Genomic DNA, 23,216 nt, shown 5'->3' with positions numbered 1-23,216 from the left:
CCCGCGTTACGCCAGCGTCCGTCCGTGCAGCTGCGCCAGTCCGCCGAGTTGGCCCATCAGTGTCTCGAAGGTTGCGGGCAGTAGCGCCTGAGGGCCGTCGCATTGGGCGCTGGCGGGGTCGTGGTGGACTTCGATGAGGATGCCGTGGGCGCCGGCGGCCATGCCGGCCAACGCGATGGCGGGGACGAAGTCACGCTTGCCAGCCGCGTGGCTCGGGTCGATCACGATCGGCAGGTGTGTGTTCTTGAGGGCGACGGGGATGCTCGTGATGTCGAGAGAGAAGCGGATGCTGTCCTCGAACGTCTTGATGCCACGCTCGCAGAGGATGACGTCGCGGTTGCCTTGGGAAAGCACGTACTCGGCGGAGAGGAGCCAGTCCTTGACGGTCGCGGCGAGGCCGCGCTTGAGCACGACGGGGCGCTTGGTCTGGCCGACCTCCTTGAGCAGGTCGAAGTTCTGCATGTTCCGCGCGCCGATCTGCAGCACGTCTGCCCACTCGGCGACAAGCTCGACCTGACGCGGGTCCATGACCTCGGTGCAGGTGGGCATCCCGTGCTCGTCGCCGCACTCGCGCAGCCATTCGAGCGCCTGCTTGCCGTGACCCTGGAAGGAGTACGGCGAAGTCCGCGGCTTGAACGCACCGCCACGCAGGATCGTCGCCCCGGCCTTCTTCACGTGCCCGGCGATCGTCCAGAGCATCTCCCGATCCTCGACCGTGCACGGCCCGGCCAGCACCGTCGCATGCTCACCGCCCAGCTTGACGCCACCGACTTCGACAACGGTGTCATGCTCGGAAAACTCCCGTGACGCCAGCTTGTACGGCTTCATCACCGGCAGCACCTTGTCGACGCCGTCCATCGCGAGCAGGTGCCGCTCGTCGAGCTTCCCCTCCTCGCCCATGGCCCCGATGATCGTGCGGAATTCCCCTGCGGAGAGATGGGGCGTGAGCCCCTGCTTGGTGATCTGCTCCACCACCGCATCAACGGCGGCCTGCTCCGCCCCGGTTTGCATCACGACGATCATGGGCCGAGAGGGTAGGACTGTCGCCCAGCTCAGGCCTTGAGCGCTGCCTGCACGTCGGGTCGGCCGGCGGCTTGGTCGTGGAGGGTGCTACCGCCGGCGTGGGCGGGGATGTCGATTTTTGCACCCGCGTCGATGAGCATCTTCACGACTTCGACATAAACCGGATCGTCGCGGCGGCAGAAGACGCTGCCGTGGCAGGCCCAGCTCAGGACGGTTGCCCCGTGGGTGGGGTCGCGGAGTTCCAGGTCGCCTCGGCCGTCATTAAGCAGCAGCCGCAGGATCTCGGGCTGTCCGCACCACGCGGCGACGTGCAGGGCGGTGCCGTCGTCGAGGCCGCGATAGTTCCGGGTCGGGTCGAAGCCGAGTTTGAGCATCAGGCGGACTGCGTCTGTGTCGCCCCGGCGGATCGCGTCGCCGAGTAGGGCGTGATCGGCGGGTTCGAGCGGGGGCGCGTCCGCCACGGCGGTGGCTTCCCGATCGCCCCGGCACACCGCTGCGAGGAACCGCGTCTTCTCATTCGCGTGTTCGCTCAGCAACGCCAGCATCTCCGGCTGCTGCGCCGCGAGGTCCAACGGCGATTGGCCGTACGCGAAGATCCACTGGTACATCGTGCAGCTTGGCACGCGGTTGTAGCCGTCGTGGCCGACGCGGTGGTTGGCCACGTTCGGGTTTTCCTTGAGCTGTTGCCGTGTGCGGTCGAGGTCGCCGAGGTGGGCCGTGGCGAAAATGTCCGGCGTCGCCCCGCGCTCCAGTAGGTGCCGGGCGACATCGGGGTGATCCTTCACGAGGTACTGCACCGGCGTCGAAACGTGGTCGGTGCAGCGGGCGTCGATGTCGGCGAGGCGATCCAGCAGCAGGTAGGCTACCGCGATCGTGCCCGCCCAGTGCAGCGGCCGTTTGCCATCGCCACCGCGTTCGTTGACGCGCCTCGGGTCGGCGTCGAGCAGCGCCGTCAGCTCGTTGATCCACCCGAGCCGCGCCGCGACATGCGGCGTCAACGTCGCCCCACGCTCCATCAAGTGTCGCGCCGTCGCCTCGTCTGCCGAGTCCAGCACCGTGAACGGCCCTTCGCTCCACGCACTGGGCAAGTTCGGATCCGCCCCACGATCCAGCAGCACATCCAGCGTCGGCCGATGACCCACCGCCGCGTGCAGCGCCCGTCCGCCGAAGTAGCTGATCGGTTCGTTGATGAGCGTCGCGACGTCCACGTCGCTATCGAGTAATGCCGCAAGTGCCTCGGCGTCCCGGGCGTGAGTCGCATCGAGCAAACGTTGCTTCGCGTCATTCATGGGGACAGTCTAACGAGGGCCGGATGTCCATCACTTCACGTTTGGTTGTCCGTTTGGTCCGTTGCCATAGGTTCCCCATCCGTCAGGGTGGCCGCCATGAGGTCGACTCAACTCGGCGAGTTCGTCCTGGACCGCACCGACCCCGTCGTAGGTCGCGAGCATGCGGCATGAGCATTCTGTCGTCCACGGAAGACTGCACTCCGGACTGTCGTAAACCGCCACGTGATAGCCGAGCTTCCGAGCTGCGTCGGCAAGCTTGTCGGCCGATGCTTCGTCGGGCATCGCCACTTGAAAGTTGATATACATCGGCTTGGACATGTCCGATCCTGTCTCGGCTAGCCGACGCAGTGATTCGCCGTCCGCGTCAGTGGGATATTCGTCGGGCATCGTATAGATCATATTGCGGCTGATGCGCGAGCCACGACCGGTGTGGGGTCATCTCACCCCTCCTCGTCGCCGTGCACGCGTTTCCAGAGTTCTTCCAGCACCGGGCGGATGCCTTCGCCTGTCGCGCCGCTGATGGGGAAGACTTTCGTGTTGGGCAGGGCGGCTCGGAGTTGGTCGAGGGTGTCGTCTTCTTCGATGCCCAGGTCCATCTTGTTGGCGGCGACGATCTCGGGCTTGGCGGCGAGGTCGGTGGAGAAATCCTCGAGCTCTGTGCGGATGGTGTGGTAGGCCTTGATCGGGTCGGACTGGTCGAGGGGGTAGAGGTCGACCAGGTGGAGGATGACCTTGCAGCGGTCGATGTGCTTGAGGAAGTCGTGGCCGAGGCCCGCACCGCCGGCGGCACCTTCGATCAGGCCGGGGATGTCGGCGAGGGTGAGGGTGCGTTCGGTGTCGAGTTCGACGATGCCGAGGCTGGGTTCGAGCGTGGTGAAGGGGTAGTCCGCAGCCCGCGGCTTGGCGTGGCTCACGGCCCCGAGGAAGGTCGACTTGCCGGCGTTTGGTAACCCGACGAGGCCGACGTCGGCGATGAGCTTGAGTACGAGGCGGAGGTTGCGTTCGACGCCTTTCTCGCCGGGGCCGAACTGGCGCGGGGCCTGGTTGGTGCTGGACTTGAAGTGGTAGTTGCCCTGTCCGCCCTTGCCGCCCTGGGCGATGGTGACCTGTTTGCCGACTTCGTCGAGATCGGCGATGTCGAGGCCGAGGTCGAGGTCACGGACGAGCGTCCCCGGCGGGACGCGCAAGATCATGTCTTCGCCGGATCGGCCGTAGCACTTCTTGCCGCTGCCGGGCTTGCCGTTGTCGGCCCGCCAGTGGTGCTTGCCGGCGAACTCGGTGAGCGTGTTGCGGTTGGGGTCGGCGACGAAGATGATCGACCCGCCATCGCCACCATCTCCGCCATCGGGCCCGCCGTAGGGAACGAACTTTTCTCGCCGGAACGAGACCGCCCCGTCTCCGCCGTCGCCGGCCTTCACGTAAATCTCCGCTTCGTCGACGAGCATACAGAAGTGTATGGTCGGCCCATGCGATCGTGGCTCGCGCTGCTCGGCTGGTTTCTCCTTGTCGCTGCGGTGATCTTCAGCGGCACGTTGCTGACGGTCACCGGCGACGGTTCGTGGTATCAGCAACTTACTCAACCGAGCTGGGCACCGCCGGGTTGGGTGTTCGGCCCGGCGTGGACGCTCAACGTCGTGCTGATGAGCGTGGCCGCGTGGCGGGTCTGGCGGAAGGTCGGCTTTGGCGTGCCGACTTGGTTGTTCGTGATTCACCTTGCCGTGGCCGGGGCGTTCACGCCGGTGTTCTTCGCGGGTGAATCCGTTGTCGGCGGGCTGGTGATCATGTGGCTTGCGTCGGTGACGCTCATCGCGACCATCGCGGCGTTCTTCCGGAAAGACGCCATCGCTGGCTGGCTGCTTGTCCCGTACCTCGCATGGATCGTCTACGCGACGAGTGTGGCGACGGGTATCTGGTGGCTGAATCGTTGAGCTCAGCGAAAAACCCACGCCTGAAGGCGTGGGCTTTGCTTAGGTCGTTGACTCGGTCGGGCGGTTAGGCGGTTTCGAGTTCGCGGACGTGGATTTTCTTGCCGGCGAACTCGACGCGGCCGGGGATGAGGGCGAAGAGCGTGTCGTCCTTGCCCTGGCCGACGTTGTAGCCGGGGTGCCACTTGGTGCCGCGTTGGCGGATGATGATGGAGCCGGCCTTGACGACTTCGCCGCCGTATGCCTTGACGCCGAGGTACTGCGGGTTGGAATCCCGACCGTTCTTGGTGCTGCCTTGACCTTTTTTATGTGCCATTGGGTTCTCCGTGCTGGGCCGGCATGTTAGGCGCGCCGGGCGGGCGGGCTACCGCATCACCCAGGACTCGCCCTCTTTTTCGAGTGGGTCGTTCCCGGGGCGGATCTCGTCGCCGAGCAGGCGATAGTCGATCTGCTTAGTCTTGAACAGCAGGATCTGGCGGCCTTGATCGTCGAGGAGGGGATCGCCGTCGGGCTTGGTGATCGGGGCCGCTTCGCCGCTGAGGCCGCCGATGAAGATCGTGAATTTGCCGAGTTCGGGGTTGGGCTCTTCCCAGATCGCCACGCCATGTTGGACCTGATCGTCGCCGATGAGCAAGGTCGAACCGCTGAGGTCGAGCGACTCCTTGAGGAAGGCGTCGCCGGCGCGGGCTTTGATGTTGGCGAAGACGTCGGGGTGGATGCCGCGATCCGAGCGGATGACCTCGCCGCTGCTGGTGAGCATCTCGAACACCGGCAGGAAAAGCTGTTCCTCGTCGGTGTTGTTGGTGACGCGGTAAGTCATGTACCAAAACGCCTTGGGCTCGGACTCGCCGGGGACTTCGACGACGATGCGACGGGGATCCTCGTAATCGAACTCGAGTTCCCAACTGATCGGGTAGTTGCTGGGCGTCGGGAACGCCTGTGCCGGCTCGGCCGGGAGCAGGGTCGCGATCGAGAGCGTTCCGACAGCGGCGGCGAGCAGGGCGTTGGGCAACAGGCGGGCAAAGACGGATCGGCGGGACATACGGGCTCCTGATTCATGCGGGCGGACCCACCATGCCGGCGAAAAACAGTCCACCGTGGCGAAATGGTGTTACCGCTCGGGGGCGGGGGTCCCTTATTGTTCGGGACGTGGCCGACCTGTCAAACCCCACTGCCGCTCAGCGCAGCGCCTCGCAAACGCCGCCGCGCGACACCGACGGTGGTGTGCGCGTCTCGGGTTTGGCCTGGCGGCAATCGGAAACGGTGGGGGATTGGCAGGTCCGACCTGTCGACCGGTCCGAAATCCACGCCGCCGTTCGGCTGATGCTCGGCCGTCTCGGTGAGTTGGCCGAGGACGCGGCCGTGCTGGATTTTTTGCGGTTTGCCGTGGCCCGGAAGATCGACCTGGGGCAGATGCAAGTCGTGGCGGGGGATCGTGGTGGGGCCGAGGGGTTGAAGTTCGTGGCCACGCCAATTGCCGTTCCCGGCGGGTCGGCGATCGTCTCCTGCACCGCCGCGCCGCCGGCCCAGATCGCCGACGCGGCTTCGGCGGCCCTTTCCCGAGCGTGTGACGGTCTTGCCGATGCGGGACACAAACTGGCCCAGGTTCTAACCGATCCGAAGGACCAAGCCCTGGACGCGATCGTGAAGTCGGCCGGCTTCGGTCCGATCGCTGAGCTTGTCTACATGCTCCGCGAGGTTCCGCCGCGCCCGCCGACGCCGAACCTGCCCGCCGGTGTTCGCTTGGAAACGTTCGACGAGTCGGCATACGCGAGGTTTCGCGACACGGTCGCCGAGACGTATGTCGGAAGCCTCGACTGCCCCGCGTTGGCCGGCGTGCGGTCGATGGATGACGTGATGGCCGGACATCGGGCGGCGGGCGATTTCGTGCCGGCGTTTTGGCAGTTGGTTGTTCGTAGCGACGAGCCGTTGGGCGTGGTGTTGCTCGCCCGGGTGCCCAATCGGCCGTTGGCGGAGGTCGTGTATCTGGGTCTCGTCCCCCAGGCGCGCGGGCAGGGTCTGAGCGGTCCGATGATGCAGGCGGCGCTATCGGCCGCGCGTACGCAGGGCTGCGACGGTCTGACGCTCGCCGTCGATGCCGCCAACACCCCGGCCATCCGCCTCTACCAACGCCACGGCATGCGGCAGATTTACACCCGCAACGCCTGGATGAAACGGCTTGGTCAAGGCAGCGGTCAGACGGTTGTGAGCCGGCCCGGGTTGGCGTAGTTTCGCTCGCATGCCCGACACGCAACTCGCTGTCCAACTCTACACGCTCCGTGATTACACGAAGAACGCCGCCGACTTCGACGCGACGTGTAAGAAGCTCGCCGATCAGGGTTGGAAAGCAGTGCAGGTCAGCGCCGTCGGGCCGATCGAGCCGAAGGAGATCAGGAACATCCTCGACACGCACGGCCTGCACTGCTGCGCGACTCATGAGATGATCCACGAAAATGTCGACACGGTTATCGAGAAACAAAAAACGCTCGGCAGCGACTACACCGCGATCGGTGGTTACTTCCCGAGCCCCGCCGAGTTCGACGAGGCCCATTGGGATGCGTTCATCCAGAGCATCAACGCCGTCGTCGGTCAGTACGCTGACGCCGGCATCCGCGTTGGCTACCACAACCACAGCCACGAGTGGGCCAAGGTCGATGACGCGCTCGACGGCGACCGGGCGATCGACATGCTCGTCGACCGACTGGACATGCGGTTCTGCTTCGAGTGGGACACCTATTGGATCGCCCACGCCGGTGGCGATCCCGCTCAGTGGCTACGTGATCACGCCGGCCGCGTGCCGGTGATCCACGTCAAGGACCTGGGCATTCGCCCGGACAAAACCCACTACGACATGGAGATCGGCCAGGGCAATCTGAACTGGCCCGCCATCTTCGAGGCGGCACGGGAGGCCGACGTCCAGTGGTACGCCGTCGAGCAGGACCACTGTTATCGCGATCCGTTCGACTCGTTAGCGACCAGCCTTGAGAACTTGCAAGCGATGGGGCTGAGGTAACGGTTCTCAGTCGTTGCTCTTGGCCGGCTCGGGCGGGACGGTTTCGATCTTCGGCTTGGGCACGCGCAGATGCGTGGAGCAGTGCTGGCACTTCACGATCCGGCCACGCACGGCGTCCGGCACGTTCAGCACACGCCGGCAGCGAAGATTCGGACAAATCAGTTGAACCGGCATATCGGTCGTCTCCATCAACAAGGTCGCATTCCCCGCCTCCATCGGCGCTACCCGCCGAGCGAAGCATCCATTCCATCTCCCTATCGGCCAAACGGCGCCGCGGATTACACCCGACATGTCCGATATGCCAACTTTTCGTTTCGGCCAGTCGTGCGAAGGCCGTTGTGTGCGGGTCGGCAAAATACTTACCATCCGGCATGCGACTCCTGGCCAGCGCTCTTGCCGCGTTCATGCTTCTCGCGCTGTGTGTCTCTCCGAGCACCGCGAGTAAGGCCGAGCGGAAGACCGTCGGCGAGATCGGCTACAAGATTTATGCCGCGAAGGTCTACCGGTGGCGGGGCACGACGTTTAAGCGCAAGGTCGCGTTCTACACGTTTCTCACGGACGGGCGGGTGTTCGCGGGGCTGCCGATCGGCGGGCCGGCGGGGTTCGATCCGGACACGGTGCCGACGGGGACGTGGCGCGAGGAAGCCGACCGGCTCGTCGTCGAGATTGCCGGAAAACGCACCGACCTGTTCAAGGCCAACAAGCAGATCGGCGGCGTCGAGACCGGCGTGCTGGAGCGGCGCTGGAGCCAGACCAAGCCGGCGGACGTGTTCCGGCCTGCCGTCCAGCCGACGAAGCAGATGCTCGCCGACACCGCATGGACGCGCGAGAGCTTCGCCTCCACCGGCGTTCGCGCGCCCGGAACCATGATCACCGACGTTTACACGTCCAGCAAGATCGCCTTCGGTGGCGACGGTCAGTTCGTCGCCGGCAGCTTCGCCGGTGCCAACTTCAGCGACCTCAACGAACGCGGCGACGCCCGCGGTCAAGGCACCGGTACCAACCAATCCACCCAGCGCGGCACCTACGACCTGCCCAGCCCCTTCACCCTCGCCCTCACCGCAGACGGCCAAACAACCACCCACTGCGTCTTCGTCCTGCCCTCTTGGGAACGCGACGAAAAGCCAGCGCTGCTCGTGGATCAGAAGCTGTTGGATCTCGTCGAGAAGTAGCCGCGACGCTTCGGAATCCCGTTCCACAAGAGGCCCGACCGTAATGAAGGGCGGGTGGCGGCAGCTGCCGTTTCAGGTCGATTGGTCACGCACGCACGGAGACGCTGGCTGCCGCCCGCCACCCTCCCTCACGGTCGGGTCTCGTGCGCTGCCGCCTCGCCTTTTCGCCCCCACCCACACTCCGAACACCGCCCCGGCGTCGCCCGCAGGTCGTAACCGCAGGCGGGGCAGTTTCCTGGCTGGGGTCTTCCGCGGGAGGCCATCGCCGCCAATAACACGTTCGACGAAAGACTGACGAGCAGCAGCAGTGTCAGTGGAACGCGGATCGTCGTTGATTGCTCAAGTTGGGTGAATCGAATGTGGCCGTCGCCATCAATGTCGTTCTCGATGCCGACGACCGAGCTTGCGACAGTCGTCTTGCCGGTCGACTTCCAAGTGTCCACTCCAAAGCCCGCCCGGGTCAGGTGAACCGGGTCGGTTAGTGCGGTGGTAACCGGATTTCGCTTGGCAATCGAGCGCCGGAGAGGCGGGATTGTGTCGGGTGCGATCACGGTCCGCTCGTGATGCTCGGCTATCCACCACGCAACGCCGTGTCTTGCGACGACTTGGTAGCTGGAACGCGAATCGCCAGAGGCATTGATGGTGACGAGTAGCGGTGCCGCGAAAGGTCTTACAAAAGAAAGTGTGGTCAGCAACCCCAGCCCGATACTTGCGATCCAGATCGCCCATCGCCAGCCATACCAAAGCCTCACCCCACCACCTCCGCGCCGCCGGCCGGTCGCGTCGTGAACGCCTCGGGCTTCACGCCGAACTGCTTCTCGAATGACCCGGTCAACGCCGTCTGCGTCCGCCCGGCGTGTTCGGCGTCGACGAGGGCGATCACACAGCCGCCGAAGCCGCCGCCGGTCATGCGGGCGCCGTACACGCCGTCGAGCTTGACCGCTTTGGCGGCGAGGTAGTCCAGGCGATCGGTGCTCACCTCGTAGTCGCCCGACAAACTCCCGTGGCTTGCGACCATCAACTCGCCGGCCTCGGCGTACTTCTTTTGGTTCAGTAGGCCCGCGAACTCGACCGTCCGCGTGTTCTCGCCGACGACGTGCCTGCACCGTTTGAACACCACGGGCGACATCGCGCCCTCGGCCTCCTGGACCTGCTCGATCGTCGCGTCACGCAGCGCTTTGACGCCGAGGATCTTCGCGCCTTCCTCGCATTCGGCGCGGCGCTTGGCGTACTCGCCGTCGGCGAGGCTGTGGCTCTCCATCGTGTTGATCACCAGCACCGACACCTCGGAGCCGATGGGCACGTGGGTCTTGGCCAGGTCGCGGCAGTCCATGAGCATCGCGTGGCCCTGGCGGCCGTCGGCGACGATCATCTGGTCCATGATCCCGCACGGCACGCCGGCGAACTCGTGCTCGGCCTTCTGCGCAAGCAACGCCAGCCGGTCCGCGTCGATTTCCTGTCCCGCGACCTTGAGAAGGCAGCACGCCGTGCCGACCTCGAGCGCGGCGCTGCTCGAAAGCCCGCCGCCCTTGGGTAGGTCGTTGTCGATGAGGATGTCGGCGCCGGAGAGCGGGATGCCCGCCCCCTTGAGCATCGCCGCCATGCCGCGGACATAGTCGCCCCACGCCGGCTCGTCTTTGGTGATCGTTTCCATCAGGTCGAACGTCACGACCTGCTCGGGGAACAGCGTGCTGCGGACGTTGACGGTGAAGTCGTCCCGCCCGCTGACCGCGAACCAGATGCTCGGCTCGATCGCCATCGGGCACACGAACCCGTCGTTGTAATCCGTGTGCTCGCCGATGAGGTTGACGCGGCCGGGCGAACGGACGATCGAAGCGGCGGGGCGGTCGAAGGCGTCGGCAAACTGTTCACGGAGTCGATCGAGCATGGGCCGTGATGGTAGCGAACGGGCGGTCATCTTCCCGAACGGGCGCGTCCCGCTACCATGCCGGCCGTGGCCGACCCCCACCCCGATCCCCACGCCATCCGATTCCTCGTCCTCGACGGCGGCGAGGGCTGTGGCAAATCCACGCAGGCCGCCCGGCTCAAGGCGTTCTTCGAGCGCGAAGGCCGGCCCGTCGAGCTGCTCCGCGACCCCGGCTCCACACGCATCGGCGAGAAAGTCCGCGACATCCTGCTCAACAGCGACCACGTCGAGATGACCCGGCGTTGCGAGTGCATGCTCTACATGGCGGCGCGGGCGCAGATGGTCGCCGAGCAGATTCGGCCCGCGCTCGACGAAGGTAAACTGGTGATCTGCGACCGTTACGTGAGCAGCACGCTGGCGTACCAGGTCGGCGACGACCTTGGTGCCGACGACATCCGGGCCGCGGCCGACGTGGCGATCGGCGACTGCGTGCCGGACCTGACGTTGCTGCTCGACCTCGACCCCGCCGTGGGCATTGCTCGCGTCACCCGTCCCAAGGACCGCATCGAGCAACGGCCTTTGGCGTATCACCAACAAGTCCGTGCCCGTTTCCGCGCTCAAGCCGAGGACAATCCGAAGTTCAAGATCATCAACGCCGACCAACCCGAGGACGACGTCGAGCACGAGATTCAGCAAGCACTGGGCATCAACGCGGCCCCGTTGTTCGAATAGCGAATGAACGCCCACGGCTTCAGCCGTGGGTCGGCGTGCGTGGCCGATCGCAGACCCACGCCTAAAGGCGTGGGCGTTCGATCGCATATGCTTTTGACCCATGTCCCCCTACGCCCACATCCTCGGCCACGACGACACGATCGCCGTGATCGAGGCGGCGCGGGGGGCGGACCGGTTGCCGCACGGGGTGATCTTCGCCGGGCCGGTGGGGGTTGGGAAGTTCACCACGGCCAGGGCACTTGCGTCGATCTTCCTCGACGCCGACCCGAACCTCATCGCCGCCAACACGCACCCGGACCTGCACGTCGTCACGCGCGAGCTGACGCGCTACCACGACAAGACCGGCAAGAGCAAGGCGATCCAGCTGGGCATCGATGTCGTGCGGGCCGAGATCGTCGAGCCGGCGAGTCGCAAGACGGTGGACGGCAACGGCAAGGTGTTCCTCATCGAAGAGGCGCACAAGATGACCGTCGCGGCGCAGAACGGCTTGCTCAAGACACTGGAAGAGCCGGCGGGGCGGGCGTTGATCGTGTTGCTAACCGACGCGCCCGAGGCACTGTTGCCGACGATCCGCAGTCGGTGTCAGACGTTTCGTTTCGGCACGCTGCCGTTGGCGGACGCGACGGCGATCCTCGAGAAGCTCGGCGTCCCCGCGAACGAAGCCGCCGCCGCGGCGAAACTCGCCGACGGCTCGCCAGGTCAGGCGCTGCGCTGGCACGAGGACGGCGTGGTCGCCCGCGCGGTGCGGCTGTTCAAGATGCTGGAAGGGGACGTGTCGGACTTGCCGAAGTTCCTCGCCGACGCCGGCAGTGCCTACGCCGACGCCGCGCTCAAGCGTGATCCGCTGGGCAGCAAGGACGCGGCCAACCGCGAAGGCGTCGCGACGTATCTCACGCTCGCCGGTCGTTACTACCGTGGCCGATTGGCCGACGACCCCGAGCACGCCGCCGACGCAATCGACGCGTTGGCCCGTGCCGAGACGTACCTCAACGGCAACGTGAACACCTCGTTGGTGTATCAGCAACTCGCGGCGAGTTTGTGACCCGTGCAACCGATCGCTGGGTCGCGGGTCTAACGTCATGCCATGATGCAATGGGTTATCACCGTCGTCCTCGCGTTGACCGCATGTGCCACCGTCGAGCCTCCGCCGCCGGCGGGCGTGCATGACACCGATGCGCTGCTCGCCATGCTCGACGAGCGCGGCGATGAACTCGAAACGCTCACCGCCGATGTGACGCTCACGCGCATCGACATGCTCAGCGGCCTGGAGACGACACGCTCCGGCAAGCTCTACCTCGACGAGCGCGGCGACACGGCCCTGTTCCGCGTGTCGCTGGGCGACAAGGTCGAGGAGGGCAACACCTTCCCCGGCACCGCGACCGATTTCATCCTCCGCGGCAACGTTCTCGAAGAGCGTGACCATGGGGCCAAGCGGATCATCTACCGGAAGCTCGCCGAGGAGGGCGAGACGGTCGACCTCTTCGCGCTCGGCACCGGCCCGCTGCCGTTGCCGATCGGCCAGGACCCGGTGGAGGTCAAGAAGGTCTTCACGATCGCCGACGTCGCCGACCCGGCCGAGGGACCCGAGGGCTTGCCGACGCTCGCACTGGAGCCCAAGCCGGAGCAGGAGCTGTCCAAGCGGTTCGTCGCCGTGGAGCTGTGGATCGACCCGGCGTTGAAGATGCCACGCCAGGTGATCGTCGTCGGCGTCGATGACATCCAGACGCTGGTGCTCGACAACGTCGTGATCAATCAGGACATTGCCGGCGAGAACTTCAACATCGAAGCCCCCGACCAGGCCGAGTGGGAGATTCGGGACGAGTGAGTCCCCGCCGACCCACGCCTGAAGGCGTGGGCTTTTGGGGAGAATCGTACGTTATGAGGGAACGCCCACGGCTTCAGCCGTGGGTCTGCGGGGTGAACTAATCGACTAACTGCTCGATCGCGATGATCGCTTCGCGACGGATGTGGAGCACGCGACCGCCATCACGCACGGTGATGAAGTCGTTGCGGACTGCGACGAGTTGGCCGCGGACCACCGCCGCGTCGCTGTGCTTGCCGTTGTCGAGACCGAGTACGCCATTGACCGACGCGCCGAGCATGTCGCGCCGCAGATGCACCGCGCTCGCCGAGCCGAGTCGAAGGTCGGTGTCGAGCGGGACGCGCGTGACAGGGTCGGCCACCTCCGTGCGAGACACATCGGCCGCGCACCCGCTCACGACACACATCACCCCAATCGCCGCGAGCCAACGGCTCGCGGGCCGAGCACCCTTCACGCCGCCCCCTTGACCGCATCCACGACCTTGCGGGCCGCGTCGTCGAGGTTGTCGGCGGGGATGAGCGTGGGGAGCTTGCCCTTGGCTTCTTCGAGGATCTTCTTGGCCGGCTCGACGTTGGTGCCTTCGAGGCGGACGACGACCGGTACCTTGAAGCCGATCTTCTCGCCTGCCTCGACGAGGGCCTGGGCGACGAGGTCGCACTTGGCGATGCCGCCGAAGATGTTCACGAGGATGCCTTCGACCTTGTCGTCCGAGAGAATGATCTCGAAGGCGGTGGTCGCGCCCTCGGCGGTGACGCCGCCGCCGACATCGAGGAAGTTGGCCGGCTCACCGCCCGCGAGCTTCACCCCGTCCATCGTCGCCATCGCCAGGCCCGCGCCGTTCACGAGGCAGCCGATGTTGCCTTCGAGGGCGATGTAGTTCAGGTCGGCATCGCGGGCCTTGACGTCCAGCGGGTTCTCCTGCGAATCGTCGGCCATCTCCTTGATCGCCGGCTGGCGGAACAGGGCGTTGTCGTCGAAGTTGAACTTCGCGTCGATGGCGAGGAGCTCGCCTTCCTTGGTTACCACGAGCGGATTGATCTCGGCCAGCTCCGCGTCGGTCGCCTTGTACGCCTTGCTCAGACCCATGAGCAGTTTGCCCGCGGCCTTGGCGAGCTTGCCCTCGAAGCCCAGTGCGTAAGCCACCTTCGTCGCCTGGAACGGCTGCAAGCCCAGCAACGGATGGAGCGGCTCCTTGAGGATCGCGTCGGGGTTCTTCTCGGCGACCTCCTCGATCTCGACGCCACCCTCGGCCGACGCGATGAGTACGGCACTGCCGCTGGCGCGGTCGTTGGTGATCGAGACGTAGTACTCCTTGGCGATGTCGACGCCGGGCGCGACCAGCAGCACCGAGACGGGCACGCCGTCGGGGCCGGTCTGGTTGGAGATCATACGGTTGCCGAGCATGAACGTGGCGGCCTCGCGTGCTTCATCGGCCGAGTTCACGAGCTTCACGAACCCGGCCTTGCCGCGACCGCCGGCGTAGACCTGAGCCTTCACCACGCACATGCCGCCGAACTTTTCATAGGCCGCGACAGCCTTGTCAACCGTTTTGGCGACCTCGGCCTCGGGGACGGGAACGCCATGGTCGCGGAGTATTTGTCGGGCTTGGTACTCGTGAATCTTCATCGGAGCCGACGTTACACCGACCGAGCCGCAGGGGCCACCGCCGACTCGACAGCCGACTCGAGCAGCTTTGCCAGTGCCGCGGCGTTGCGGGCCGCGTCGTGCCGTTCGAGCACGTGCCGTCTTGCATCGACCGCACGTTCGTCGAGCTCGCGAGGCGAGGTGTCGAGCACCCAGCGCAAGGCATGTTCTTCCTCGTCGTCGTTGGCCGTTGCGATGATGTCGAACCCCGGGTCCAGAAGCATCGGCGGGCGCAACAGCGCGCCGATCGCGCCGACGTTGTAGGCCAGCGCCACGCGCCCCAAGGCCAGCGCTTCCATCAGCACGACGGGCAAACCTTCCGCGTTGCTCAACAATACCAACGCCCGGCACTCGGCGATGTGGCGGCGGACGGCCGATTCGTTCGCCCAGCCGACAAACCTGACACGGTCTGTGACGCCGAGTTTCTTGGCAAGCGCTTCGAGCCGGCCCCGGTCCGGCCCATCGCCCACCAGCCGCAGCCGCCACCCAGGCACCACGGCGAGGTTGTGGATCAGATCGCCCTGGCCCTTCCTGCTGACGAGTCGACCGACGCAGACGATCTCGTCGGTGTCCGGCGTCGGTGTCGGCTCGTACTGATCGACGTCGATGCCGCAGCGGATAACGTAGAGCTTCGCCGCGTGATCTGGGCAAAGCCCAGCGACGCGTTGGCGTGTGTATTCGCTGATACATGCCACGAACGCCGCCGCGCCCACGCGGACCCGTAGTGCTTCGGGCTGCTCGAACTCCTCGGGCCCATGCACGGTGAAGCTGAACGTTCGCGTGCTGTCGGCGGTCGCGAGCAGGGCGGTGTCGGTGGCGGTGTCGAAGTGGGCGTGGACATGCCGGATGTTGAGCCGGGCCATGTGCAGGCGCAGGTCGGCCGCGAGGGCGGCGGCGGCGATGCCTTTGGCCGTGCCGCGTCCGACGCGCCGGCCGTGCGTGCCGGTGGTCCACGTCGGCCGAGGGGTCAGTCGTGTCGTCCTCGCCCGCTCGGCGATATCCGCCGGCTCGATGAGTTCGCCGTCATGCCAGCGATGCGTGAACCGATGTACCGACCAGCCCGCCGACTCGAGCCCGGCGATCTCCCGCCGCACGAACGTGTGGCTCGGTGCCGGATACGGATTAACCACATACGCCACGCAACGTCGGCCACTCGGCGGCGTCAGGTTCATCGGAGGATTTAGTTTGCCGGGCGTCACAGGGATGCCATGATGAAGTAACAGGATTCGGGGGAAAACAAGAAGTGCCCAACCTAGACCAAAAACCAGAAGTCACCGTCCGACGGGTACTCATCGTCGACCTGAACAACTTCGCTCGCTATCCGAGCGTTCCCGTCGGCTATCTCGCCGCGGTTTGTCGAGAAGCCGGGCATGAGGTGTCGGTGTTCAGTCCGTTGATGTTGGGTGTCGGCGGCGTGGTTCGTGAGCGGCCGGCCAAGTGGTACGGCCTGGCCGTCGAGAAGCTCAACTACCGCGCGGCGACGAGCAGGTCATCGTTGTTGCGTCGGGCCCGCGAGCAGGTCGCCAAGCTCCGCGCGCCGGACCTTGGTAAGGAGCAGGCGGCCGTCGTCACGAAGTTCGAGCAGTTGCTCGTCGAGCAAAAGCCCGACGTGGTGCTCGTCAGCAGTTACCTGATGTACCGCGACCACACCGCCGAGATCTGCGCGGCGTGCAAGGAAGCTGGCGTGCCGGCGCTGGTCGGCGGTCCGTACTTTGCCCAGCCGGAGGTCGTCGCCGAGTGGGTCGACATTCCCGGGGCGGTCGCGATCGTTGGCGGCGAGGTCGAGTTGGAGTTGCCCGCCATCCTCGAATCGATCGTTGCCGGCGATGACCTCACGCGGCACACCGGGCTTTGGCTGCGTGGCCCCGAAGGAACGCTGCTCGGCGGTGCCCGTACGCCGTTGAAGGACCTCGACGACGTGCCGTTCCCGGATTACGTGGATTTTCCATGGGAGAAGTATCCGAACCGGATCGTGCCGGTGATAACCGGTCGCGGTTGTGGTTGGGGCGCGTGTTCGTTTTGCAGCGATGTGACCAGCACGGCAGGCCGAACCTATCGCAGTCGCTCGCCGAGGAACGTGCTCGACGAGTTGGCGTATCACCACGAACGTCACGGCGCATCGCTCTACACGTTCACCGATCTCAAGCTCAACAGCGACCTCGACGTCTGGAACGCGGTGCTCGACAACATGCAACGCGTCGCGCCTGGCAGCCGCTGGATTGCCGCGGTACACGTTGATGCCAACGGGCCTCGCGGGCATGCCAACGGGCTCACCGCCGATGATCTCAAGCGCGCCGCCGTCAGCGGTTGTGTCCGCCTCACGACTGGCCTCGAAAGCGGGAGCCAGCGCGTGCTCGACCTGATGAAGAAGGGGGCCGACGTCGAACACACCGGCCGGTTCCTCGACGACGCCCACGCGGTCGGCATCTCGATGCGCTGCACGATGATCCTCGGCTATCCGGGCGAGACCGTCGCCGATGTCGTCGCCACCGCCGAGTTCCTCGAACGCCACAGCCACAGCATCGAGCGTGTCTCGCTCAACCGGTTCCAGATCATGACCGGCACCCGCTTCCATCGCACCCTCGAAGCCAAGCCCGACGCACACGCCCAACTCACGCAGCTCACAATTAACCACAAAGTCGCACAGGTCGATCACCGTTACACCGAAGCCGATGACCCGGTGTACCGGTCGGCGGTCATGCGTCTGCTCGCGGCGGTCCATGCGATCAACCGCAAGCCACTGATGGAGCGGGCCCGTGACTTCGACGGCGTGATGTAACTGTGCTGTACCATCGCCCATGAAGATCGTCATCCCCGGCGGCACCGGACAGATCGGCACCGTGCTCGCTCGTAACCTTCAGTCCAACGGACATGACGTGGTCGTGCTCTCGCGCAGTGCCGATGCGTCGCGTCCGTGGCGGGTGGTCGGATGGGACGCGAAGTCGGCAGGTGATTGGTGCGAGCAGATCGACGGGGCGGACGTGGTGATCAACCTTGCCGGCCGAAGCGTCGACTGCCGCTACAACGCAGCCAACCGCAAGCTCATCACCGGCAGCCGCGTCGACTCGACCCGCGCCGTCGGCGATGCAATCGCGCTGGCACGGCAACCGCCCGCGGTGTGGCTTCAGATGTCGACCGCGACGATCTACCAGCACAGCCTCGATCGGCCGCAGGACGAAGCGACCGGCACGCTCGGCGTGCGGCCCGAGGAGCCGGACACCTGGCACTTTTCGTTCGACGTCGCAACCCAGTGGGAAGCGGCGGCCAATGCGTTCGACCTGCCGTTGACGCGGACGGTGCTTTTGCGGACGGCGATGATGATGTCGCCCGATCGCGGCGGCGTGTTCGACGTGCTGTTGGGATTAGTCCGCAAACAGCTCGGCGGTCGCGCGGGTGACGGCCGGCAGTACGTGAGCTGGATTCACGACCGCGATTTCATCCGGGCGATCGAGTTCCTGATCGAGGGCGACCTGTCGGGGCCGGTGAACTTGGCCGCGCCGAACCCGCTGCCCAATGCCGAGTTCATGGCGGCGCTACGGGAAGCGGCGGGCGTGAAGCTCGGCTTGCCGGCGACGAAGTGGATGGTCGAGCTGGGCGCGATCGTCCTGCGAACCGAGAGCGAGCTGATCCTCAAGAGTCGCAACGTCGTGCCGGGCCGACTACGCGAGGCGGGTTTCGAGTTCGAGTTTTGTGCTTGGGAAGACGCAGTGCGCGATTTGGTGAGGCGGCATCCCGTTTGAGCGGCGACCAACGGGAGCTATTCCGAAAGCTCCCGCCGGTCGCCGCTCAAAAGTCATGCGTACTCACACCAGTTGCCCTCGCCGTCGCGCGCGAACCGTCGTTGTTCGCGCATGCCAAACTGTCGACCGTCGTGGGCGCGGACTTGGAGCGTGAGCGTGTTGCCGTCGACGGTGAGTCGGTTGTAGGCATTGGGCTCGCCGCGGCGGCGACTGCTGGTGGCGGTGCCGGCCTGGATGCTAAGCATGCCGCGGGCGATGGTTTGGTGGTGGCTGCGCACGTCGCCGCCGTAGTTCATGTGCAGGTGCCCCGCGAGCAACACGTCGCAGCCGGCGGTTTCGAGCGCGCGCAGCGCCCGCCGGGCACGGCGGATGATCCCGTGGGGGCGATGGCCCGGTGGCGGGAGGAAGGGGTGGTGCGTCACGACGATCTTCACCGCCGCGTCGCTGGCCGTGAGTGTGTCGTGCAGTGCGGCGAGCTGTTCGCGGCCGAGCTTGCCGTCTTTCCAGAAGCCGCGCCAGGTCGGGCTGATCGGCCGGGCCGAGTTCACGCCGGCGACCAACACCTCACCGCAGCGCACCGTCGGCAACAGGTCGTCGGTCACGTGTTTCCTGTACCGCCGCATGGGCGTGAGAAAACGCTCCCAAAACGCCCACAGCGGCACGTCGTGATTGCCCGGCACGAACAGCTTTTCGCCCGGCAGTGTCTCCACCCACGCAACCGCTTCGCGGAACTGCGTGGCCGTGGCGCGTTGCGTGAAGTCGCCGCTGACGATCAGCACGTCCGGCGGGTCCGCGTGCAGATCGGCCGACACCGCGTCGGTCACGCCCGGCTCGAGCTTGCCGAAGTGGATATCGGAGAGGTGTGCCAGCGTCGTCGCCACGCGACCACGGTAGCGCCGCTCATTCGGCCGGCGCGGTCGTCGCCGGTGCGCCGCCCATGAGTGCGTCGATCGGCAGGCCGTCGATCGCGGCCTCGAACTGATCGTGCGTCACTTGCGAGATCTCGAGGACGACGATGAACTTCTCGGCCACCAGCATCGTGATCGAGCCGGTGCCGCTGTTTTCCCAGGAGACCATCGCCGGGCAGTCGCGGACCTTGGTGCTCTTCTGGTAGCCGTCGTCGGACTCCTGCTCGAACTCCATGTTCTGCCACGCGGTCATCGCCATCGCCATCTGCGGCATCGCGGAGTAGTCGACGATGTTCATCGTCGCGTCGGCCTCACCGTCGGCCTGCTCGTACTCGCCCATCGCTTGAGTGAACTTCTGGCCGTTGGCGTTGATCTTCTGCCCCTCGGAGTTCACCAACGCCAGTCCGCCCAACTCGGCGGGAAGTATCTTCTTGAGCTCCCTGAAATCCATCGGCTCGTCGGCGGCAACGAACGCGACGAGCAAGAGCAACGGCAAAGCAAGCAGGGTGGTGTAGCAACGCATGGAGTCTCCTTGGTGTGAAACCGGCATCGTGCCAAAGCCGGTGGCGTCGGGCAAGGGTTCAGCCATCCAGGAAGCTGGCAACTCGTCGCCTGACACGATCCAGGTCGCGGAGCTGGCATTCCCAGATGACCATGGCCGACCAGCCAAGTCTGTTGAGCCGTCTTCGATTGCGTTGGTCCCGACGTCGGTTGGATTCGAGCTTGTTGAGCCAGAACTCACGGCGTGACTTCGGCGTGCGTCGCCCTGCCGGACAAGCGTGCCGATGCCAGAAGCAGCCGTGAACAAAAACGACTTTTCGTCGGCTTGGAAAAACCAGGTCAGGTTTCCCCGGCAAATCGCGGCGGTGGAGACGGTAGCGGAAGCCCATCCGATGGATGAGCCTGCGGACGACCATTTCCGGTTTCGTGTCCTTGCCCCGTACGAGCGACATTCGCTCACTACGTTGTGCTGAGGATAAGGGGTCCAGCGACATGCCAACGCTCGGGTGCTTGCCAATGAGCGAACTCTCGCTCACCATCGTTTTGGAGCAATACGGTGAGTAACGAACAAGAGTTCGGCCCCCAAGAGTCGTCAGTGATCGAGCGCGAGTTCGACCCATTAAGCTACAGCGGATTGGGCGACGCGATTGCGTCGGCGTTCATCCGGCAGCCGCGCCAGCCGCTAGAGAGTTTTGTTGGTGGAGCGAGCAGTGGCGTTTATGCCTTGTACTACCACGGTGAGCACGATGCCTACGCCAGACTCCGGCAGAACTGGTTCAGCGAGAGTGAGATACTCAAGGTCCCGATTTATGTTGGAATGGGTATCACGCGGAGCAACAAGGGTGTCGAACCCGTCAGTAGCAATCGACTGAGATCACGAATCACTGGATATCGAGGCAAGATCGAAAAGGTCGACCTGCATTCGCGCGACTTTCACGTCGTCTTTTTGACGATGCGGGATGCTTGGGCTGTTCTGGCAGAGACTTATCTCATCTCGAACTTCCGCCCGGTGTGGAATGTGGCGGTACAAGGCATCGGCGGGAACGCGCCGGGCAGAAATCGAGGCTCGGCGTTCTCCGACTGGGATGCACTTCATCCGGGTCGGCAAACGCAAGGGCCAAGGGTCGCCGAAGCGCTGGAACGTCGACCCGCCATTTTAAAGCGAGTTCGAGAGATGCTCGACGAGTTCTTCGTGGGGCGCTATTCGTCCTTGACCGATGATCTGCGTCCGGGCTTCGTCGGACGGCATGAGCGTTGATGCGGCATTCACGTTTCCAGCTGTTGATGCAGCCGGGCTTTTGCTTCAGCGGCCACGATGTTTCGCTGAAAGGCTTGCGTTATGCCCGATGGTTCAAGCACCCCGTGAAGCCTGTCGGCGACAGCGCTCGCCAAACGAACTGGCACCGCGTTACCCAATTGCCGCATGGACTCCGTCCATGATCCTTGCAGTACCCAATCGTCGGGGAAGGTCTGAATGCGCGCGGCTTCCCTAACGGAGAAGTAACGCACGGACCCATCGGGAAGCCGAAGCATGTTCTCGCCGCCCGGCACGCCATGGTCGCCGGCTTTGAGCGCCTTCGCGGGTTCATCCAGCGGGCTGCCGGTATGCCCCGGGTAAGACTTCGCACCGGCGCGGAGCTGATGGTTGGGTGTTTCGAGGCATGTCTCACCCACTCCGATTGCCGGCAAGTCGGCCGTGGCATCGCGCACGGTGGACCAAGGTCGTGGCATGAACTCCGGAAGCTGGCTCCTGAGGGATTCGACACGCTTCCGTAGTCGCTTGGGTATCTCGGGCCGCTCGCGCATTGGCACGCGGTGTCGATCCCAGTACTCGCCACTCACCCACTGGCTGTGCAGGAGCGCGTCCGCGCCATGGGTCGCATGCGGAAAGCTGAAACGGATGCCGAGGTCAGCGCGAACACCGACGATGACCACGCGCCACCGTTGCTGCGGGACGCCGTAGTCCGCAGCGTTGAGCAGTTGCCACACGACGTTGTATCGCAGGCCGCGAAATCGGCCGCCGGTATGTAGTTTTTCGAGTCGCGTGAGATGGTCAGGCCATTCCTCGTCGCCTTGGCTGACCTGCGTGGGGAACCGCAACCGTTGAACGATGTACTGGAAGTAGTTGGCGAAGTTCTCGCGGAGAAGGCCCTTGACGTTCTCGAAAACAAAGGCCTTCGGCTTTAGCTCACGCACGGCGCGAACCGCCTCGGGAAACATGTCTCGTTGGTCATTGAAGCCGCGATGCTTGCCTCCGATGGAGAAGGGCTGGCAAGGTGGTCCGCCAGCCACGACGTCGACTTTGCCACGCAACGCGTCGTAACGCTCGCTCCGAACGTCCGATTCGTGAATGTTCCAAGGCTTCGCCGTGTTTTCGCCTCGGTTGTGCCGCAGTGTCCGGCACGCATCGGCGTTCCAATCCTGAACGAGCAGATGCTCGAAGCCCGAGCAGGCCATTCCCAACGCGAGGCCGCCCGCTCCTGCAAAAAGCTCGATGCAAGTTGGTGCCTTCCCGTCTGACATGCCAAGATCATATCTCGGCAGGCCAACCGTCAAAATAACCTGTCTCGGGTAACGGGTGGCCCGGGACGCGAGTTCGCGCGGCGACATCGACGGTGTGCTCGCCGCATGGGGTGGACACGCCAGACCCGCAGGCCATTGGCCCGTAGCTGTTGGGTTGCGTGCCCTACGTCGCGATGCCGTTCTCCGTCAACCACGCCTGGGCCGCTTGCTCGTCGTTGCAGATCAGGAACACCTCCTGCACGCTCCGTTCGATGCTGTATTGGCACTTGAGGCCGGCGTCGGTGGGGTATTGGACTTTGAACTTCGCCGGGCCGCCGCCGCGTTTGCGGGAGATGCGGCCGGGGACGATGCGGTCGACGTGGGGGCAGTCGCGCACGATCCGGTCGCAGACCTCGTCGAGGCCGCGGACGCGGCCGTGTTCACGTTTGACCTTGCCGAATTTCAAGGATGGACGGTAGGGGCCGATCGCATACGCTGCCGACATGCCCCTTCAAACCGGTACCCCCGCCCCCGACTTCACGCTCAAGGACCAGGACATGAACGACGTGTCGCTCAGTTCGCTCAAGGGCAAGAAGGTCGTGCTGTTGTTCTATCCGATGGACTTCTCGCCGGTGTGTACGGACGAGGCGTGTGAGTTCGGGCCCAAGAAGTCGGAGTTGGCCGGCGACGACGGCGTGATGCTGGGCGTCTCGTGCGACTCGCCGTTCACCCACGCGGCGTTCAAGAAAGCGCACAACATCGAGTTCGATTTGCTGGCGGATCCGACGCGGGAGATGGCCAAGGCGTACGACATGTGGGCAGGGCTCGAGCCGTTCAACTGCACCAAGCGCGGCACCGTCGTGATCGACCCCGACGGCAACATCGCCCACTGGTCCGAAGTCGAGCTCGGCACCAAACGCGAGTTCAGCGACCTCGTCGCCGCGGCGAACTGATCCAGGTTTTGCACCAAACGCCCACGGCTTGAGTCGTGGGTCCGCGGACGTCCACGCACGCCCACGCCTCAAGGCGTGGGCGTTGTTGTTTTTGCTTGCAACAAGCGAGAACTTCCGTGGATCAT

At 65.1% G+C, this 23,216-nt stretch carries 28 protein-coding genes; 11 read left to right on the top strand and 17 right to left on the bottom strand.

The window, feature by feature from the left end; translation table 11 throughout:
* Nucleotides 1–6: 6 nt before the first annotated feature.
* Genes aroF through obgE form a run of 4 tightly spaced genes read right to left on the bottom strand, consistent with a single transcriptional unit; the run spans nt 7 to nt 3,757 of the window.
* Nucleotides 7–1,023, bottom strand: a complete 1,017-nt coding sequence (aroF, locus tag AAGD32_01770) for a 3-deoxy-7-phosphoheptulonate synthase (protein ID MEM8872961.1) — start codon at nt 1,021–1,023, stop codon at nt 7–9.
* A 29-nt stretch (nt 1,024–1,052) separates the two neighbouring features.
* On the bottom strand, nt 1,053–2,312 hold the full coding sequence (locus AAGD32_01765) for an ankyrin repeat domain-containing protein (protein MEM8872960.1): 1,260 nt from the start codon (nt 2,310–2,312) through the stop codon (nt 1,053–1,055).
* A 30-nt stretch (nt 2,313–2,342) separates the two neighbouring features.
* A complete protein-coding gene (locus tag AAGD32_01760; protein ID MEM8872959.1) occupies nt 2,343–2,699 on the bottom strand; it encodes a ribonuclease E inhibitor RraB in 357 nt (118 codons plus the stop codon).
* Between the two features lie 53 nt (nt 2,700–2,752).
* Nucleotides 2,753–3,757 carry a GTPase ObgE gene (gene obgE, locus AAGD32_01755; protein ID MEM8872958.1) on the bottom strand — a complete coding sequence of 335 codons (1,005 nt, stop codon included), beginning with the start codon at nt 3,755–3,757 and terminating at the stop codon, nt 2,753–2,755.
* A 21-nt stretch (nt 3,758–3,778) separates the two neighbouring features.
* Here obgE and AAGD32_01750 point away from each other — a divergent pair, with 21 nt between their 5' ends.
* Nucleotides 3,779–4,240, top strand: a complete 462-nt coding sequence (locus AAGD32_01750; protein ID MEM8872957.1) for a TspO/MBR family protein — start codon at nt 3,779–3,781, stop codon at nt 4,238–4,240.
* 64 nt (nt 4,241–4,304) lie between these two features.
* Here AAGD32_01750 and rpmA read toward each other — a convergent pair whose 3' ends face one another.
* Entirely contained in the window at nt 4,305–4,553 is a 249-nt protein-coding gene (gene rpmA / locus AAGD32_01745) for a 50S ribosomal protein L27 (GenBank protein MEM8872956.1), read from the bottom strand.
* 48 nt (nt 4,554–4,601) lie between these two features.
* Nucleotides 4,602–5,279: a hypothetical protein gene (locus tag AAGD32_01740; GenBank protein MEM8872955.1), complete on the bottom strand. Its 678-nt coding sequence runs from the start codon at nt 5,277–5,279 to the stop codon at nt 4,602–4,604.
* Nucleotides 5,280–5,386: 107 nt separating this feature from the next.
* On the opposite strand from AAGD32_01740, the gene AAGD32_01735 reads away from it, so the two are divergent.
* Both AAGD32_01735 and AAGD32_01730 read left to right on the top strand, forming a co-directional pair.
* Nucleotides 5,387–6,466, top strand: a complete 1,080-nt coding sequence (locus tag AAGD32_01735) for a GNAT family N-acetyltransferase (protein MEM8872954.1) — start codon at nt 5,387–5,389, stop codon at nt 6,464–6,466.
* Nucleotides 6,467–6,476: 10 nt separating this feature from the next.
* Nucleotides 6,477–7,250, top strand: a complete 774-nt coding sequence (locus AAGD32_01730) for a sugar phosphate isomerase/epimerase (protein ID MEM8872953.1) — start codon at nt 6,477–6,479, stop codon at nt 7,248–7,250.
* A gap of 6 nt (nt 7,251–7,256) precedes the next feature.
* On the opposite strand, the gene AAGD32_01725 is transcribed toward AAGD32_01730, so the two are convergent.
* Nucleotides 7,257–7,439 carry a hypothetical protein gene (locus tag AAGD32_01725; GenBank protein ID MEM8872952.1) on the bottom strand — a complete coding sequence of 61 codons (183 nt, stop codon included), beginning with the start codon at nt 7,437–7,439 and terminating at the stop codon, nt 7,257–7,259.
* A gap of 182 nt (nt 7,440–7,621) precedes the next feature.
* On the opposite strand from AAGD32_01725, the gene AAGD32_01720 reads away from it, so the two are divergent.
* Nucleotides 7,622–8,422 carry a hypothetical protein gene (locus AAGD32_01720; GenBank protein MEM8872951.1) on the top strand — a complete coding sequence of 267 codons (801 nt, stop codon included), beginning with the start codon at nt 7,622–7,624 and terminating at the stop codon, nt 8,420–8,422.
* Nucleotides 8,423–8,550: 128 nt separating this feature from the next.
* On the opposite strand, the gene AAGD32_01715 is transcribed toward AAGD32_01720, so the two are convergent.
* Nucleotides 8,551–9,117, bottom strand: coding sequence for a hypothetical protein (locus tag AAGD32_01715; GenBank protein ID MEM8872950.1), 567 nt, complete (start codon nt 9,115–9,117; stop codon nt 8,551–8,553).
* Between the two features lie 53 nt (nt 9,118–9,170).
* A complete protein-coding gene (galK, locus tag AAGD32_01710) occupies nt 9,171–10,310 on the bottom strand; it encodes a galactokinase (GenBank protein ID MEM8872949.1) in 1,140 nt (379 codons plus the stop codon).
* 66 nt (nt 10,311–10,376) lie between these two features.
* Between galK and tmk the strand changes: the two genes are divergently transcribed.
* From tmk to AAGD32_01695, 3 genes are all read left to right on the top strand, one after another.
* Complete coding sequence (tmk, locus tag AAGD32_01705; protein MEM8872948.1) at nt 10,377–11,021, top strand: dTMP kinase; 645 nt, start codon at nt 10,377–10,379, stop codon at nt 11,019–11,021.
* A 100-nt stretch (nt 11,022–11,121) separates the two neighbouring features.
* Nucleotides 11,122–12,063: an AAA family ATPase gene (locus tag AAGD32_01700; GenBank protein ID MEM8872947.1), complete on the top strand. Its 942-nt coding sequence runs from the start codon at nt 11,122–11,124 to the stop codon at nt 12,061–12,063.
* A gap of 42 nt (nt 12,064–12,105) precedes the next feature.
* Nucleotides 12,106–12,846 carry a hypothetical protein gene (locus AAGD32_01695; GenBank protein ID MEM8872946.1) on the top strand — a complete coding sequence of 247 codons (741 nt, stop codon included), beginning with the start codon at nt 12,106–12,108 and terminating at the stop codon, nt 12,844–12,846.
* A 97-nt stretch (nt 12,847–12,943) separates the two neighbouring features.
* Here the strand turns inward: AAGD32_01695 and AAGD32_01690 are convergent, their stop codons facing one another.
* The 3 genes from AAGD32_01690 to AAGD32_01680 form a co-directional block, all read right to left on the bottom strand.
* Nucleotides 12,944–13,219, bottom strand: a complete 276-nt coding sequence (locus AAGD32_01690; protein ID MEM8872945.1) for a hypothetical protein — start codon at nt 13,217–13,219, stop codon at nt 12,944–12,946.
* A gap of 74 nt (nt 13,220–13,293) precedes the next feature.
* Nucleotides 13,294–14,469 (bottom strand): ADP-forming succinate--CoA ligase subunit beta, encoded by a 1,176-nt coding sequence (sucC, locus tag AAGD32_01685; GenBank protein MEM8872944.1) that lies wholly within the window; start codon nt 14,467–14,469, stop codon nt 13,294–13,296.
* Nucleotides 14,470–14,480: 11 nt separating this feature from the next.
* Nucleotides 14,481–15,659: a glycosyltransferase gene (locus AAGD32_01680; protein ID MEM8872943.1), complete on the bottom strand. Its 1,179-nt coding sequence runs from the start codon at nt 15,657–15,659 to the stop codon at nt 14,481–14,483.
* 71 nt (nt 15,660–15,730) lie between these two features.
* On the opposite strand from AAGD32_01680, the gene AAGD32_01675 reads away from it, so the two are divergent.
* Both AAGD32_01675 and AAGD32_01670 read left to right on the top strand, forming a co-directional pair.
* The gene (locus tag AAGD32_01675; protein MEM8872942.1) at nt 15,731–17,266 is read left to right on the top strand and encodes a radical SAM protein; all 1,536 of its coding nucleotides are present in this window, start codon (nt 15,731–15,733) and stop codon (nt 17,264–17,266) included.
* A gap of 19 nt (nt 17,267–17,285) precedes the next feature.
* Nucleotides 17,286–18,227: a TIGR01777 family oxidoreductase gene (locus AAGD32_01670; GenBank protein MEM8872941.1), complete on the top strand. Its 942-nt coding sequence runs from the start codon at nt 17,286–17,288 to the stop codon at nt 18,225–18,227.
* A gap of 53 nt (nt 18,228–18,280) precedes the next feature.
* On the opposite strand, the gene AAGD32_01665 is transcribed toward AAGD32_01670, so the two are convergent.
* From AAGD32_01665 to vsr, 3 genes are read right to left on the bottom strand one after another with little or no spacing between them, the layout of a single operon-like run.
* Nucleotides 18,281–19,108 (bottom strand): metallophosphoesterase, encoded by an 828-nt coding sequence (locus tag AAGD32_01665; GenBank protein MEM8872940.1) that lies wholly within the window; start codon nt 19,106–19,108, stop codon nt 18,281–18,283.
* 19 nt (nt 19,109–19,127) lie between these two features.
* Nucleotides 19,128–19,724: a hypothetical protein gene (locus AAGD32_01660; GenBank protein ID MEM8872939.1), complete on the bottom strand. Its 597-nt coding sequence runs from the start codon at nt 19,722–19,724 to the stop codon at nt 19,128–19,130.
* Nucleotides 19,717–20,130 (bottom strand): DNA mismatch endonuclease Vsr, encoded by a 414-nt coding sequence (vsr, locus tag AAGD32_01655; GenBank protein ID MEM8872938.1) that lies wholly within the window; start codon nt 20,128–20,130, stop codon nt 19,717–19,719. Before vsr ends, AAGD32_01660 begins: the two co-directional genes overlap by 8 nt.
* Before the next feature lie 62 nt (nt 20,131–20,192).
* Between vsr and AAGD32_01650 the strand changes: the two genes are divergently transcribed.
* Nucleotides 20,193–20,894: an Eco29kI family restriction endonuclease gene (locus tag AAGD32_01650; GenBank protein MEM8872937.1), complete on the top strand. Its 702-nt coding sequence runs from the start codon at nt 20,193–20,195 to the stop codon at nt 20,892–20,894.
* Between the two features lie 8 nt (nt 20,895–20,902).
* Here the strand turns inward: AAGD32_01650 and dcm are convergent, their stop codons facing one another.
* Complete coding sequence (gene dcm, locus AAGD32_01645) at nt 20,903–22,159, bottom strand: DNA (cytosine-5-)-methyltransferase (GenBank protein ID MEM8872936.1); 1,257 nt, start codon at nt 22,157–22,159, stop codon at nt 20,903–20,905.
* Nucleotides 22,160–22,322: 163 nt separating this feature from the next.
* Complete coding sequence (locus AAGD32_01640; GenBank protein ID MEM8872935.1) at nt 22,323–22,604, bottom strand: DUF2103 domain-containing protein; 282 nt, start codon at nt 22,602–22,604, stop codon at nt 22,323–22,325.
* 37 nt (nt 22,605–22,641) lie between these two features.
* Between AAGD32_01640 and AAGD32_01635 the strand changes: the two genes are divergently transcribed.
* The gene (locus AAGD32_01635; protein MEM8872934.1) at nt 22,642–23,091 is read left to right on the top strand and encodes a peroxiredoxin; all 450 of its coding nucleotides are present in this window, start codon (nt 22,642–22,644) and stop codon (nt 23,089–23,091) included.
* Nucleotides 23,092–23,216 lie beyond the last annotated feature (125 nt).

This window comes from Planctomycetota bacterium (assembly GCA_039182125.1).
GTDB lineage: Bacteria > Planctomycetota > Phycisphaerae > Tepidisphaerales > Tepidisphaeraceae > JBCDCH01.
The sequence above is the reverse complement of the archived record's forward strand: the minus strand, read 5'-3'. Positions and strand labels throughout refer to the sequence as shown.